This window comes from Oceanibacterium hippocampi, assembly GCF_900172325.1.
Classification (GTDB): Bacteria; Pseudomonadota; Alphaproteobacteria; order Sneathiellales; family Sneathiellaceae; genus Oceanibacterium; species Oceanibacterium hippocampi.
In genome coordinates, this window is the sequence record NZ_FWFR01000003.1 from 620,900 (window position 1) to 634,932 (window position 14,033).

The following is a 14,033-nucleotide window of genomic DNA, read 5'->3' on the forward strand; positions in this document are numbered from 1 at the left end:
GCAGATGATGTCCCATTGACAATTACCGATTTTCAATAGAAACGCGATCACGATAATAAGTTATCAATTCATTCAATTTTTATCCACAACTAGAGATTGTCCGCCCAAATCAACCGAGATGTCATCGGCGACCGCGCGAAGGCGGCGCCCGAGCGAAGGAGCTTCGTCGTGCAGCATCTGGGAACTAAACCCAACTGCGCATAGCCCTGCGCGGACCTGCCTATCTGCCGCCAAGATCGGGGCCGCAATGGCCGTATTCGCCGCATAGTACTCTTCACGGCTGATTGCGTAACCTAAGCGACGAACGTCCTCCATCGCAGCCTCGATATCTTCGCGCCGCGTGAGCGTTGCGGTCGTAAAATGAGGCGTACCGTATCGCGTGAAGAACTGATTAACGACCTTTTGCGTCTGCCAAGCCAGAATAGCACGCATCATGACAGGAGCCTGTGGCGGGAAACGCTGGCCGACATCGATCGTAACCTTGATGGCCCTCGGACTTTCGAGGGCCGCCGTGACGAGGTATTCGTCGTTCGGCATCCACTCGAAGACAACACAAGTGAGTCCGGTTTCACGGACGAATGAGCCAATATGCTTCTTGCTGATTTCGACGAGGTCGCGATTAAGTGCTGCGCGTGCGCCGAGTCCAATCAGGGACGGGCCAAGTCGGTAGGTCCGACGATCGTCGTCGTAATCGGCGAAACCCGTGGCGACAAGCGTCTTGAGTATGCCGCTGCATGTGCTCTTGTTGATCGCTACGGCCTTCGCGATTGCTGATAGAGAAGCATCGGACCGATCAAGATCCGTTTCGAGGTAACGCAGGATATCGACCGCTCGACCAACGGCGGGCACGAGCTTCACATCTGCTGGAGCGATTTTAGACATATTCCCTATCAGACCGTTTTTCTCAACAAATATTCGGAATAATTCATGTACGTCGTTCGGACTTTCAAGCCCAGTTGGATTCAGCCGCCCATGTAAATTCGCCGCACTTCTTCGCTTTGGCTCAATTCTCCAGCCTCGCCGCTGAGTCGGATCTGACCGAGTTCGAGGACGTAACCGCGTTGCGCTACACCGAGCGCAATTTCGGCATTCTGCTCGACAATGATCATGGTCTTTCCCTCGTCACTCAGCCGTGCCACGACTTGGTAGATTTGCTCGATGATGAGCGGCGCGAGCCCGGCTGATGGCTCGTCCAGAAACAACAAACGCGGATCCGACATGAGAGCACGACCGATCGCCAGCATCTGTTGTTCTCCACCACTCATACTTCCAGCGCGTTGGGTTCGGCGTTCCGCGAGCCTTGGAAAGAGATCGAGAACAAACTCAAGTTGCTGTCGTTGCGCGGTCCGGCTCTGGTCAGCGGCGGAAAGGGAGCCAAGCTCCAAATTTTCCATGACCGTGAATGGCGGGAAAAGCTGCCTGCCTTCGGGCACAAGGGCGATCCCCATCCGCGCTATTTGCCACGCCGGCAAACCATCCAACCTCTTGCCGTCAAAGTTGACTTGCCCCGAGCTCGGGCGATGCAGGCCAGCCAGCGATCGCATGAGTGTGGACTTCCCAGCACCATTCGGGCCGAGGAAGACGATAACCTCGCCCTCAGCGAGATCGAATGATATGTCCAGGAGGGCTTGGATCTCCCCGTAATAGGCATTCAAGCCCGATACCTCCATCAACATCGTCAACCCACCCTCCCCAGATACGCTTCTCTGACAGCCTCATCACGGGACACTTCTGCAGGAGTTCCTTCCGACAGGTTTTGGCCGAAGTTGAGTACGACTATTCGATCACAGACTTCCATAACCAAGCTCATCTTGTGCTCTACCAAGAGCACCCCTATGCCAGCAGCCGCGAGATCCCTTAGGATTGTTTTGAGTTGCCGGGCTTCGTTGTCATTCAGTCCGGCTGCGGGCTCGTCAAGGAGCAGGATTTTTGGCCGCGTGGCCAGAGCTCGAGCGATCTCGACCAACCGACGCTGGCCGAATGGCACGTTCGCCGCCTTCTCATACTTCAGACGAGCAAGATCAAGAGACTGCAGGAGCGCTATTGCCTCACGTTTAGCGTCAGCCTCCTCCCGGCGATAGGCAGGAAAAGGGAGAAGGCGGGCTACGAGACGCGCCAATCCGCGTCTTCCGTTCATGCCGACAAGAACATTCTCGAGAACGGTCAAATCTTCGAAGAGCTGTGGAGTCTGGAACGTTCTTGCGACCCCCTTTCGCACTACCTTGTCCGGTCGCAGCCCGGAAATCCGTTCGTGGCCAAGATCCACTTTTCCGCTAGTCGGCGCCAAAACGCCGGTGATCAGATTGATAGCTGTGCTTTTTCCCGCACCGTTCGGTCCAATCAGACCAACAACCTCACCCGACGATACACGCATCGAGAGGTCGCTAACGGCCATCAGACCGCCAAAAGACTTGGAGACCTGGACGACATTCAAGAATGGAGCGCTCGTATTCGCCCCCCCCTGAACAAAGCGGGAGGGTGCCCCGAACCCAGACCGGGCAATCGGTTCCAATTCATCTGGCCCAACTTCGATCGCATCTGTCGCCGTGGAGCCGCGAAGGTGAAACACCCTCAAAACAATGTCGGAAATCAGTCCCGCGATCCCGCGCGGCAAAAAATACAGGACGAGGATCAGCACGACACTATACCCCCAAAGCTGATAGTCGCCGAGGGAGCGGAGCATTTCCGGTACGATGACGGTCAACACTCCAGCCAGAATAGCACCGAGGTGACTGCCTAGCCCCGCGATGACAAGAACGGCCAGAAACAGGATCGAGTGGCCCGCTGTAAATGAGTTGGGGTGGATGTAACCGTTGAGGGTGGCGTATCCGGCACCCGCGGCACCGGCCAGTGCCGTCGAGAACGCAAAGGCCAAAAGCTTGTGCCCTGATATGTTCACGCCGAGCGATCGTGCCGCGTTCTCGTTCTCTCGAATAGCCCTCAGGTTCCGCCCATAGGCCGATCGGCTGATCAAGTCGGTGAACCAGAACGCAGCCAGGAATAATACGAGTGAGAAATAGTAAAAGTGGTGATCCTCAAACAGCTCGAACCCCAGCACGTAGGGCCGCGGGATGCTGATAAGTCCCGTCTGGCCACCCGTCAATGCTATCCAGCGCCCGAGCAATACGTGGACAATCACGGCGAATCCGAGTGTCGCAACTGCAAGATAGAAATCCCGCAATCGGAGAGCGGGAAGTCCCACAAGTACGCCGATAGCTGCCGTCACCAACATCGCGATGAGTAGGGCCAACCAGAACGACATTCCATAGTCGACCATGAGGATGCCGGCCGCATAGGCCCCTATCCCATAGAACGACAGATGGCCAAGCGAAATTTGCCCCGCATAACCGAAGATGATGTTCAAAGCGAAAGCGAGAACCGCAACAATCAGGGCCCAGTTGATCAGCCGCATATAATATGTGCTATCGACGAACCCGGGTATGGCGAGTGCGCCGACGCCGAGCGCAAGGTACGTGAATCTATTCATGAATTTGTGCCTCGCTTGTGAGCCGGCCGTCAGGCGTAGCGTTCACGGAATGACTGCGCAGAGCCTGCAATCCCGGCGGGGCGAATGACCAAGACAAGCATCATGATCAAAAACGCGATCGCGTCGCGATACTCCGCCGAGAGGTAGGTGGCTCCGAGCAACTCAAGGATGGCAATCAGAAACCCACCCACCACTGCCCCGGTCGGATTCCCGAGCCCGCCAACAATCGCTGCTGCAATGCCTTTAAGGCCAAGGCTCATGCCCATGTACGGCGTGGCGTAGCTTAACGGGCTGAACAACACTCCGGCGGCGGCGCTCAAGGAACCGCTGACGGCAAAAGCGACGATTGTTGCGCGGTTCGGATCGACGCCGATCAGGCTTGCCGCTTCGCGATTGATCGCGACAGCCTGGAAGCTCCGTCCGATGCGCGTCCGCTGATAGAAATACCAGGTTGCGGCCAGGGCGAGGAGCGTTGTCCCCAAGATGACGAAATGTTGAGGATCGAAATTGATCGCGCCTATGGCAACGAGATCTCCCCCGAAAGGCGACGCGAAAAACCTTTCGCTTTTCCCCCAAACGAGCGCAGCGCCATGCTGAAGAAACAGCGCTGTGGCGATCGTCAATACGACGATGACGCTCATGGAAGCACGCCGTTCGAGCAGAGGCTGCACCATGAATCGCCCGAAAAAGCCGGCGCCCGCTCCAACAGTGGCGATGGTAACCAGGAAGGCAATCGGATAAGGAAGGTTTGTGTCAACGAGAGTTACGCCAAGCAAGCCCCCCAACATCACCAGTTCGCCCTGGGCAAAATTCATGATGCGGCTAGCTGCATAGATGATCGTGAAGGCGAGGCCGATAAGTGCGTAAATGCTCCCCATGCTCAGGGCGGCCGCGATTAGCTGAAGGTCGTCCATCCTTGCTTTCCCTTCCACGCAAGTGAGTTCTGCGGGCTTTCGGCGATGGTCTGGCCGGAGGGCGTTGTGTTCGCCCGTCCGGCACAGCCCATTCTTCAGTTTTTCGCCGGGACCATTTTCCCACCGAGAAACACTTTCAAGACCATGTCGCCAGCTCCGAGGCCATCATGATCGTCGGGTCCGTAGGAAATCGTCGCACCGGACTTGCCGTTTACGCCCTCGTAGCCAGTCGTCGACTCGACGGCATCCCGCAGTTTCATGCGATCTGCACCTGACCTGTTGAGCGCCTGGACAATAATCATGACCGAGTCGTAGCCGGCCGCGGGGAAGAAGTTGAAGGGTTGCTCACCTTGCCGAGCTTGGTAAGCGGCATTGAATTTGACCACCGAACTCTTCGTCGAATCGATTCCATCGAGGACGATCGTCCCGTCGGCGTCGTCACGAGCGAGTTTTGGAAAGCTCTCCATCGTGAGGCCAGGATGGCCAATGACGGCCGGCTTGTAGGCTAGTTGTTTCATTGCCCTCAACGCCTGCGCTGCGTCCGCGCCTTGCGCTTGCACGATGACGGCGTCGACATCCGCCTTCTTGAAATTGAGGATCTGCGGAGTGAGATCCTGCGTGCTGATGTCGAACGCTTCAGTATCGACAGGCTCCTTGTTGATTTTCCTCAAGGCAGAAACGATCCTGTCCTTGCCTCCGTCGCCCCAAGGGGTCGTTTCGTACAAGATGCCGATTCGACCGTATTCCGCAGCAAGGCTGGCGATTACCGTTGCGACATCCCTATCTCGCACCCAGGTCCGGAAGAAGTATGGATTCACTGGATCTGTCAGCCGATCCATGGTCGAGATCGGTGAAATCTGGACGACCTGAGCCCGACGGGTGATTGCTGACGTCGCAAGCGCGTAAGCCGAATGGGGAGGACCGATAATCGCCCATACGTCATCCAGATCGATCAATTTACGAGCCGCAGTGACGGCCTTTTGGGCATCGTTCTCATCGTCCTCCTTGATCAGCTTCAGCTTCCGACCATGAACGCCACCAGCGGCATTGACTTCGTCAATCGCGATTTCAACGCCCCGCAAAGTGTCCTCGCCGAGTACTGCATTGAATCCTGTCAATGTCCCAATGAAGCCAATCGGGATCGCGTCTTCTTCTGCAGTTGCAGGAAGAATGACTGCAAACGACAGGGCGGCAGTCACTAAAGCAACAGCGGATGACACCCGATTAAACATATGCATCCATCGCTTTTTAATCATTTATCCCTCCCATTTTTTGTTACTTCTGGCAGTGTAATTCAGGCATTACATATCTGAAGTGCAGTCAGCGCATATATCTTTGCTGCTTTCACCATGTCCGAAATCAGGAAGAACTCGTTGCCACCGCCAGCGCCTGCGCCGCAACCGTATGTGAGTGCGGGAATTCCCAATTCGTTGTAGGGGTTCGTATCCCGCCACATGCTGCATTCGGGGGAGCCCACCGCCTCGGACGGAGACCCAAGAATGCGCCGGTGGGAAGACTCGATCACTTCTGAAAGAGGCTCGATGCCTTCCGCCTCGAAACCGCGGCGATAGACGAATGGTTCGATCTTGGCTTCAACGCCCATATCACGGGCGACCCGCCGAATCTCATCGATCACCTGCTTGGGCCGTGTATCGGGATTCAGGCGCACGTCGATATAGATCGAACAGTGCTCGGGATACCGATAAATCTTGTAGGGGACCCCACCGCGAATTGCACCGATCGAAGCCTTGGGAACGACCGTGCCGCCCTTGTACTGACGGGTGTAGCGGCTCTCATAGTCCGCCGCCCAGGCCTCGATTCCTTCCACCAGCCTGGCCATCCGGACAATAGCGTTGGCGTTGTCGCCGATGCGATCAGGATGCTCGACATAAGGCGTATAGCGCGACGGACCAGCGATCGCTGTAACTTTCAGGAAGACCTTGCCCGCCTCGACCCAGGCCATCTTGAAATTCGTCGCTTCTGCGACGACTGCGTAGTCGGCGAGCGCGCCGTGAGTTATCGCATACCGGGCACCGATATCCTCGGCGAGATAATCGTGGCCCTGGAATTCGTCGACCGGATCACAATCGATCTCGCCACAAACTGCGGTCAGGACCAGATCTCCCTTGAGTTTGGCCTCCGACTCCTTGAGCGCCTTGGCTGCCATCAGCCAACACGTCATGGGCCCTTTGCAGTTGACGACATTGTATCCGAAGATCTTTCCGTCACGGAGCCAGGCCTCGTGATAGATCGGGTTCTCTGCATCCGAGAAGCGTGCGATGTCGTCGCGAGCCATGATCGTATCAAGGTGGCTGTTGAAGGCGAGATCCTTGCCGCCGCCGGTCCCTCGCAGCCAGCCGACAACATTGAATCGATCTTCGAACACACCGACCCGTTGCGGCGCAAACCCTTCTGACTTCATCCAGTCGTAGACGAAATCTCCCGCCGGCCCCTCTCTGCCAGTCGGTGACTCGATATTCCCGATATCGAGGGCGAACTGGGTTAGCTCGGCCTCCATCTTATCGATCCGGCCCAGCACACGTGCAACGTCGGTATCGTTCATTGTGGTCATCGGACGCTTCCTCGTTCTCTTGTCGAAATTCGGTTCTCTTGAATGAACTTTGTAAAGCCTAGATCACATTCTCAAGCGATGTCAATTCGGAACACCGAATGACATGAGCTCGCCATTTTCGGCGCAATATGGCGGATCTATATCAAAAGATATGGAATGAACTTCTCAGTGGCCGGTGACAGGGTCCCGGTTGACAGAACGATGAAGACTCGATCAATATGTACTCTCTGTTGATCGATGTTCTTTCTATAAAACGTTTTGCCGAATGAAAGAGACTCGACGCCACCCCGCTCCGGTCCATCGACAGGACCACGAGCATCACGACCGGCCCTCTCAAAGCAGGGCCTGGTACTCACAAGCAAGAGGAGAAGCGCGATGAAGTGGACCAATGAAAGCGGCTACCCCTGGTGCCGAATTACCCCCGCCGAAAGTTTCTTCGATCACGTCGTCCAGCACGACACCCGTCCGGGTAACTGGAGATGGAAAGATGTGGTCGCAGGGCTTCATAAGCTCGACGAGGATCCGCGAATGGACTCGGAGCGTCGCTACGTCGCCATCGTGAATGACGACGCCGGCTTGGGAGAAACCCCGGGCATCGGTATCACCCCGACCCTGTTTTGCGGTTGCCAGCTCATTCATCCGGGCGAGCGCGTGACTTCCCACCGACATAATTCAGTGGCGCTCTACTTCATCGTTCAGGGCACCGGGGAACTAGAGGTCGAGGGCGTCACCGAGCGGTACGAACCGTTCTCGATCATGACCTGCCCCGCCTGGCACTACCACGAATGGCGTGCAGACGGGGACGCGGACACGTTGATGTACGTTATTCACGACATGGCGCTACACGCCTACACGCGGAGCCTTTTCTGGGAGGAGCCAAAAGGCCAGGAAAACATTCGGCACGTCGTCAAGGGCGCTTCGCATACCTGGACTGCCACGAAACCCCTCGAACAATCCAAAACGGAAGCCGCCAAACAGATGCGCGATCAGGGCGTGCCTGCAAAGTAACGTATTGACTGCCAGAGGGGGTCCGGCGCCACGAGCAAGCCCCGGACCCCCTCCTAATTATTGGACGCTGTCTTGGATGATCACTGGGCCTTGTTGGCGACCGTCGACGATATTCCCATCGGCGAGATGCGCTCATACCTCATGGACGGCGGAGTGGTCGCCGTCGCCAATGTAAATGCAGCTTTCTATGCCTTCGCCGACAAGTGTGAACACATGGGTGTCGCCCTTTCCGACGGCGCTCTCGAGAACGACGTCGTGGTCTGCACCTTGCACAAATGGCGCTACTGCCTTCGAACCGCGGCACTTGAGCACCCGAAACCCGGCAAGCCCTTCACGACATTCCCGGTGAAAATCGAGGGTAGGAATATCTGGGTTCGCCGCTGGCCAAAGACAGTCTACGAGCGCCAAGGCACGCGCTGACGGACTTTCCACGCTTGCCCAATACGAGGACCATCATGGACCAGAAAACCGCCACCAAGACGACCAGGCACGTCGCAAGCGGCAAAGTCGATATCGCTTGCCATTTCCTGCCGTCGCGAACGCAGGATACCGGCGCGTCAATCATCGTCATGCCCACGGTACACGGAATAAACGACTACATTCTTGATACCGCGGCGCTCCTTTCCGACCAAGGATACGACGCATGGGTCATCGACATTTATTCGCGCGCCGGAGGCAAGCCGGATCTCACCACGCCTGACGCCATCAAGGACGCAGTCGCCGGTCTCTCAGACCCCGAAATTGTGAATGACATCGGCGCTGTCGCAACTGCTATCCGCGATGAGAAGCCCGGCACAGACAGGCGTCTCGGTGTTCTCGGATTCTGTATTGGTGGCGCCCACGCCCTCATTGCCGCCGCGACAATACCGAAACTGGACGCGTGCGTAGGTTTCTATGGCCTCGTTGCCTACAGTGAGCTCACCGATACGAAACCGAAATCGCCCATCGACTATGTCGCCGATCTCGACACGCCGTTCCTCTACCATGTCGGCGATCAGGATGTCTGGGTACCCGATCATCTCCGCTCCGCCTTCAAGGCGCGCCTGAGAGAGAGCGGGAAAGCTCACGAAATCCGTGTCTATGACGGTGCGGGGCATGGTTTTCACGAACATCATCGGCCGCACTACCGGCCGGTGGCAGCGATGGATGCCTGGTCCCGCACAATGGTGTTCCTCGACTGGTACCTGAGACGCGCGCCACGGTGATTTCCGGACATTCGCTATTTGACCCGAAAGAGAATCATGAACATGAAATATGCCGTTCCCGCGGCGGTGAGGCCGCACGTGGCCATCGCCCGCAGCGAGCAAGTGTTTCCAGTACGCAGGATCTATTGCGTTGGCCGCAACTACGCAGCCCACGCCCGCGAGATGGGGGCGGACCCCGACCGCGAACCACCCTTCTTCTTCCTCAAGCCGGCCGATGCCGTGGTCGCGAGTGGGACGACCGTGCCCTATCCGCAGGCAACCGAGAACTACCAGCATGAGATCGAACTGGTCGCAGCGATCGGAAAGGCAGGGCACGATATTTCCGCCGCCGCGGCACTCGATCACGTCTTTGGCTATGCCGTGGGCCTAGACATGACGCGCCGCGACTTGCAGATGCAGGCCCGCGAGAAGGGCCGTCCGTGGGACATGGGCAAGGGTTTCGACCAGTCTGCGCCGTGCGGCGCCATCCACCGAATATCCGATGTCGGCCACATCGGGAAGGGAGCGATCTGGGTCGAAGTCAACGGCGAGAAGCGCCAGGTCGCGGACGTTTCGCAACTGATCTGGAATGTTGCCGAGACGATAGCTCATCTGTCACGGATGGTCGGACTGGCGCCTGGCGACTTCATCTATACCGGCACCCCCGAAGGGGTATCCAGTATCGGCCCGGGCGACCACATGGTCGGCCATGTGGACGGACTTAGCGATCTTGAGATCTCGATTTCCTGATGCATTTCCGGCCTGCCCTGTGTCGAGGGAATGTATCTGCGCAATGGGCGCAGGCGCTCTCGACGTTGCCGCAGCGATGGGCGAGCGCCCGGCTCACTGCCTCGCCGGGCACGACTATTCCATTTTTCAGTATGATGTGCTTCCCGGAAATGCCCCCGATCTGAGTTAGAGTTTTCCGCGTTTTTGCCGGCTGGGAGAAGGAGCGGAGAACGATGAAAGCATCACAGTTCACGGACGCCCAGAAGGCGTTCATCATCAAGCAGAGCGACGATGGAACGCCTGTCGCGGAGGTCTGCCGCAAGGCGGGGATCAGCCAGGCAACGTACTTCAACTGGAAGAAGAAGTACGCCGGCCTGATGCCGTCGGAGATGAGGCGCTTGCGCGAGCTCGAGCAGGAGAATGCGCGGCTGAAGAAGATCGTTGCGGACCTGTCGCTGGACAAGGTGAATAGCCCCTAGATTCGTAGACGCCTCCTTCCCCAATTTTGAGGCAAGGAGGCCATGATGGGCAAAGTCAATTTCACCGAGGATTTCAAACGGGACGCGGTGGCGCAGATCACCGAGCGGGGCTATCCGGTGGCGGAGGTTTCGCAGCGGCTGGGCGTGAGCCAGCATTCGGTTTACGCCTGGAAGCGGAAGTGCGTGCAGCCACTTGGTGGCGATGACAGAGACGCCGAGATCAGGCGTCTGAAGGGCGAGCTGGTGAGGGTCACCGAGGAGCGCGACATCTTAAAAAAAGCCACCGCGTATTTCGCCAGGGATGCAAAGTGAGATACGCGTTCATCGCCGAGCATCGCCCGCTGTTCTCGGTACGGGCGATGTGCCGCTGCCTGCGCCTTCATCCGAGCGGCTTCTATGCGTGGCTCAAGAACCCGCTGAGCAAGCGGGCACGCGAAGATGCCTGCCAGACCGAACTGATACGGAAGGCGTGGAAGGAGAGCGGCAGGATCTACGGCTATCGCAAGCTTCACGATGACCTGCTGGACCAGGGCGAGACGTGCTGCCCGAACCGTGTCGCACGCCTGGCGCTGCTCGCCGGCATCGAGGCCCAGATCGGCTACAGGCGCCGTCCCGGCACCTATAGCGGCAAGCCGTCAGTGGTGGTCGACAACACGCTGGATCGGCAGTTCGATGTGGACGCGGCTGACAGGGTCTGGGTCACCGACATCACCTATATCAGGACGCTGGAAGGCTTTGCCTATCTGGCCATCGTGATCGATCTCTACTCCCGCCGTGTGGTCGGCTGGTCGATGCAGAGCCGGAGGCCGCCCTCCGCGCCGTCACTCGCAACGAAATTAGTTGCAGCCAACTGTCCGACAGCCAAAAGCAGGACATCCTTGCTGCCTGGCGGTACGCCGGATCACTGGATCGGGACGACCGTCCGGAGCGGTAGCGGATCAAGGCAAGTGCGGAGTGTGATAAAATTGGCAGCCGATGAACGACGATGAATTGATACAGCCCGTTTACAAGACCATCGTTGCCAACGGGGCAATTCTTCTTGGTCGGTCGTCGCTTGGCATGAGCGCACAGGGGCAAGGCTTCACCGCACCCGTTGAGGCAAGCCTCAGATTCCAGCCCTCCATTCGCCTTGTCCTGGAAGCTGACCTATCCAGCCAGCCGGTAGTCGCCATGCAACTGGCCACCGGACAGCGCGAAATACAAATTCAGTATGGACCGTACTCAGCGCCAACAAACGCAGTTCTGCTGGGCTGCAATATGAGTGGTGGGAAAGGTGTGGTGACAACTAGTACCGCCACCTTTATGCCGAACCCCGAGCGTTTGGTCATCTGCCCCGATAGACGGAAGCGCCTCAGCTCGGTGACTTTCCACGTTCTGAATTTCCCAATGTTTTTCTCATCTTGCAGTGCTTCCGCTGATCTACGTCAGGAGAATGCTTCAGGCGGAATGCAAAGGCTGGGCAGGACCATCCTGAAGTACGAGCAGTGGCAGGTCGAACTGCAAACCCTTCCCCACGCCAAAGACCTGACCAAGCAACTTGATGCCGAGGGCGGATACGCCATCACCCATGTCGGTCGACTCACAAGGCAGGACGGCCGCAGCTTCCGGATATCGCACGGCGATCGGGTTCTGGCGGACCTTCACTACTTCCTGTCCTTTGCGCGCGGATTATCGACGACGCCCGTCCTGCCTGTCGGCTTTGATGCCGCTGGCAGTCGCATCTTCGAGGAGTGGGGCATGCGTCTGGTCACGGCATGGGAGCCTCGCCGAAGCTGGTTCGACACGATGCACGGCCAATGTCTTGCCGACCTCTATCCCGGCTTTATGGACCTCCTGCGCGATGCCGACCTCGGAGATTCCGTGAGAACGGCCTTGTACTGGTACCTTCGCAGCAACCGTGCCGGCGAGGGCGCCGGAGTGGACAGCGGCGTGATTCTCAGTCAAGCGGCTCTGGAGCGACTGGCTTCGGCCTACCTGCCCTTTAGCAGGCTTCCGACCGTGGGCTCGGTTCATGAGCGATTGCGCCGGGCGTTCAAGCACATGAAGCTTCCGGTGGCCATCCCAAACGAGATGCGAGCTATTGCCAAGGGGAAACGCAACAAGGACTGGAAGGACTTGCCCCAAGCCCTGACCAAGGTCCGCAACGAGCTGACGCACCCACAGGCCCGCCTGAAGGTCAAGCTTGGTGATGTGGTGGCGGACGTATGGGATATCGCCCAATGGTATGTTGAGCTGAGCATCCTTCGGCTGTGCGGCTACAACGGCGTCTACTCCAACCGTTTGCGGGCCCGATGGGTGGGGCAGGTTGAAGAGGTGCCCTGGCAACGCCGCAAGGCACGAAAACGCTAGTCGCTACCCGCCACACTTTGCGCATGCCCTGTCTGCTTGGCTCCTGAAACAGCAACCCACCGGTTCTGCCCCGTCAGCCACGCATTGAACAGGGGGCGGTCGACATAGAACTTGCCGTGGCGGCCGAGGGTCTTGATGATGACAGCTTGGTCAAGGCCGGTGACCTGACGGTACTTCGCGAGCTTGCATCGGAGCGTCGGCGGGTCGGCTATCGCCGGCTGCACATTCTGCCGCGGCGCGAAGGCTTCGAGGTAAACCACAAGAAGCTGTACCGGCTGCACAGGGAAGAGCGGCTGACGGTCAGGAAACGCGGCGGTCGCAAACGGTCGCTGGTAGTCGGGCGCCGATTGCGTTCCCGCAGGATGGGTGGAGCCTCGACTTCGTGTTGGACGCTCTAATGGACAGCCGCCGGTTCCGCATCCTCTGCGTGATCGACGACTTCAGCCAGGAGTGCCTGTGACCTGCCACGGGATTTTTCCTCCACCGCCGATTAGAGTCCGACCGAACTTGGTGCGCTCCCCAACGTACCCTCGGCGGGCGTTAGAGTTTTCCGCCTTGTGGTGCGCTCCCCAACGTACCCTCGGCGGGCGTTAGAGTTTTCCGCCTTGTTTCAGCGCCACGGGCTGGCTGCGCGTGCTGATTTCATAAGCGCTGCCGGGACCTTGTTGCCGATCGCGCTGTGTGGCCGTTCCTCATTGTAGTCTCTACGCCAAGCCTCCAGCTTTTCCGTTGCGTCCGCAAGGCTCAGGAACCAGTGGGCGTTCAGACACTCGGTCCGCAGACGACCGTTGAATGACTCGACGAAGCCGTTCTGCATCGGCTTGCCCGGTGCGATGTAGTGCCATTCGACGGCGCGCTCCTGCTACCACCGGAGCATCACGTTGGCCGTCAGTTCGGTGCCGTTGTCACTGACGATCATGCAGGGATAGCCGCGCTGTCCGGCGATCGCGTCGAGTTCGCGCGCAACACGCTCGCCCGGGATCGAGTTGTCGACCACCGTCGCCAGGCACTCGCGGCTGAAGTCTTCGATCACGCACAGGATGCGGAAGCGCCGACCGTCGACCAAGTGCGTCCAACACGAAGTCGAGCGACCAGCGCTGGTTGGCATCCTGCGGGATCGCCATCGGTGCCCGCGTGCCCAGTGCCCGCTTGCGGCCGCCGTGCTTGAGCACGGTGAGCCGCTCCTCCTTAGAGCTTCATGCGGTTCACCCACACGCCCTCGCGCGTCAGCAGGATACGCAGCCGGCGGTAGCCGAAGCGACGGCGCTCGGTGGCCAGTTCACGTAGCCGCTCCGCGAAAGCTCTGGACTT

The 14,033-nt window shown here is 58.4% G+C and carries 12 protein-coding genes and 4 pseudogenes; 8 read left to right on the forward strand and 8 right to left on the reverse strand.

The window, feature by feature from the left end; translation table 11 throughout:
* Nucleotides 1-72 precede the first annotated feature (72 nt).
* The 6 genes from OCH7691_RS18265 to OCH7691_RS18290 all read right to left on the reverse strand — a co-directional run bounded on the left by OCH7691_RS18265 (nucleotide 73) and on the right by OCH7691_RS18290 (nucleotide 6,973).
* Entirely contained in the window at nucleotides 73-882 is an 810-nt protein-coding gene (locus OCH7691_RS18265) for an IclR family transcriptional regulator (RefSeq protein ID WP_085885012.1), read from the reverse strand.
* 80 nt (nucleotides 883-962) lie between these two features.
* On the reverse strand, nucleotides 963-1,673 hold the full coding sequence (locus OCH7691_RS18270; protein ID WP_085885158.1) for an ABC transporter ATP-binding protein: 711 nt from the start codon (nucleotides 1,671-1,673) through the stop codon (nucleotides 963-965).
* Between the two features lie 5 nt (nucleotides 1,674-1,678).
* Complete coding sequence (locus OCH7691_RS18275; protein WP_085885013.1) at nucleotides 1,679-3,487, reverse strand: branched-chain amino acid ABC transporter ATP-binding protein/permease; 1,809 nt, start codon at nucleotides 3,485-3,487, stop codon at nucleotides 1,679-1,681.
* A gap of 29 nt (nucleotides 3,488-3,516) precedes the next feature.
* Nucleotides 3,517-4,401 (reverse strand): branched-chain amino acid ABC transporter permease, encoded by an 885-nt coding sequence (locus OCH7691_RS18280; protein WP_085885014.1) that lies wholly within the window; start codon nucleotides 4,399-4,401, stop codon nucleotides 3,517-3,519.
* A gap of 95 nt (nucleotides 4,402-4,496) precedes the next feature.
* Nucleotides 4,497-5,657: an ABC transporter substrate-binding protein gene (locus OCH7691_RS18285; RefSeq protein WP_085885015.1), complete on the reverse strand. Its 1,161-nt coding sequence runs from the start codon at nucleotides 5,655-5,657 to the stop codon at nucleotides 4,497-4,499.
* A 38-nt stretch (nucleotides 5,658-5,695) separates the two neighbouring features.
* A complete protein-coding gene (locus OCH7691_RS18290; protein ID WP_085885016.1) occupies nucleotides 5,696-6,973 on the reverse strand; it encodes a M20/M25/M40 family metallo-hydrolase in 1,278 nt (425 codons plus the stop codon).
* A gap of 375 nt (nucleotides 6,974-7,348) precedes the next feature.
* Here OCH7691_RS18290 and OCH7691_RS18295 point away from each other — a divergent pair, with 375 nt between their 5' ends.
* The 7 genes and pseudogenes from OCH7691_RS18295 to OCH7691_RS18325 all read left to right on the forward strand — a co-directional run bounded on the left by OCH7691_RS18295 (nucleotide 7,349) and on the right by OCH7691_RS18325 (nucleotide 12,722).
* Nucleotides 7,349-7,981 (forward strand): cupin domain-containing protein, encoded by a 633-nt coding sequence (locus OCH7691_RS18295; RefSeq protein ID WP_085885017.1) that lies wholly within the window; start codon nucleotides 7,349-7,351, stop codon nucleotides 7,979-7,981.
* 72 nt (nucleotides 7,982-8,053) lie between these two features.
* Nucleotides 8,054-8,401, forward strand: coding sequence for a Rieske (2Fe-2S) protein (locus OCH7691_RS18300; protein ID WP_139839781.1), 348 nt, complete (start codon nucleotides 8,054-8,056; stop codon nucleotides 8,399-8,401).
* Between the two features lie 35 nt (nucleotides 8,402-8,436).
* Nucleotides 8,437-9,186, forward strand: coding sequence for a dienelactone hydrolase family protein (locus OCH7691_RS18305; RefSeq protein ID WP_085885019.1), 750 nt, complete (start codon nucleotides 8,437-8,439; stop codon nucleotides 9,184-9,186).
* A 42-nt stretch (nucleotides 9,187-9,228) separates the two neighbouring features.
* A complete protein-coding gene (locus OCH7691_RS18310; RefSeq protein WP_085885159.1) occupies nucleotides 9,229-9,915 on the forward strand; it encodes a fumarylacetoacetate hydrolase family protein in 687 nt (228 codons plus the stop codon).
* 212 nt (nucleotides 9,916-10,127) lie between these two features.
* Nucleotides 10,128-10,358 (forward strand): annotated as a pseudogene (locus OCH7691_RS18315) (transposase); the annotation flags it as partial.
* A gap of 60 nt (nucleotides 10,359-10,418) precedes the next feature.
* Nucleotides 10,419-11,179: pseudogene (locus OCH7691_RS18320) on the forward strand (IS3 family transposase); the annotation flags it as partial.
* 169 nt (nucleotides 11,180-11,348) lie between these two features.
* Nucleotides 11,349-12,722 (forward strand): YopA family protein, encoded by a 1,374-nt coding sequence (locus OCH7691_RS18325; RefSeq protein WP_139839782.1) that lies wholly within the window; start codon nucleotides 11,349-11,351, stop codon nucleotides 12,720-12,722.
* On the opposite strand, the gene OCH7691_RS23400 is transcribed toward OCH7691_RS18325, so the two are convergent.
* Nucleotides 12,719-12,982, reverse strand: coding sequence for a hypothetical protein (locus OCH7691_RS23400; RefSeq protein ID WP_176245088.1), 264 nt, complete (start codon nucleotides 12,980-12,982; stop codon nucleotides 12,719-12,721). The two genes, OCH7691_RS18325 and OCH7691_RS23400, sit on opposite strands and share 4 nt — an antisense overlap.
* Between OCH7691_RS23400 and OCH7691_RS23035 the strand changes: the two are divergent.
* Nucleotides 12,896-13,179: pseudogene (locus OCH7691_RS23035) on the forward strand (IS3 family transposase); the annotation flags it as partial. The gene OCH7691_RS23400 and the pseudogene OCH7691_RS23035 overlap by 87 nt on opposite strands.
* Nucleotides 13,180-13,332: 153 nt before the next feature.
* On the opposite strand, the pseudogene OCH7691_RS18335 reads toward OCH7691_RS23035, so the two are convergent.
* Nucleotides 13,333-14,012 (reverse strand): annotated as a pseudogene (locus OCH7691_RS18335) (IS3 family transposase); the annotation flags it as partial.
* Nucleotides 14,013-14,033: the final 21 nt, after the last annotated feature.

Bases quoted from the DNA above. Each gene is read 5' to 3' on its own strand.
- OCH7691_RS18265 (WP_085885012.1), bottom strand. From the start codon at position 882: ATGTCTAAAATCGCTCCAGCAGATGTGAAGCTCGTGCCCGCCGTTGGT.
- OCH7691_RS18275 (WP_085885013.1), bottom strand. From the start codon at position 3,487: ATGAATAGATTCACGTACCTTGCGCTCGGCGTCGGCGCACTCGCCATA.
- OCH7691_RS18280 (WP_085885014.1), bottom strand. From the start codon at position 4,401: ATGGACGACCTTCAGCTAATCGCGGCCGCCCTGAGCATGGGGAGCATT.
- OCH7691_RS18285 (WP_085885015.1), bottom strand. From the start codon at position 5,657: ATGATTAAAAAGCGATGGATGCATATGTTTAATCGGGTGTCATCCGCT.
- OCH7691_RS18290 (WP_085885016.1), bottom strand. From the start codon at position 6,973: ATGACCACAATGAACGATACCGACGTTGCACGTGTGCTGGGCCGGATC.
- OCH7691_RS18295 (WP_085885017.1), top strand. From the start codon at position 7,349: ATGAAGTGGACCAATGAAAGCGGCTACCCCTGGTGCCGAATTACCCCC.
- OCH7691_RS18305 (WP_085885019.1), top strand. From the start codon at position 8,437: ATGGACCAGAAAACCGCCACCAAGACGACCAGGCACGTCGCAAGCGGC.
- OCH7691_RS18310 (WP_085885159.1), top strand. From the start codon at position 9,229: ATGAAATATGCCGTTCCCGCGGCGGTGAGGCCGCACGTGGCCATCGCC.
- OCH7691_RS18325 (WP_139839782.1), top strand. From the start codon at position 11,349: ATGAACGACGATGAATTGATACAGCCCGTTTACAAGACCATCGTTGCC.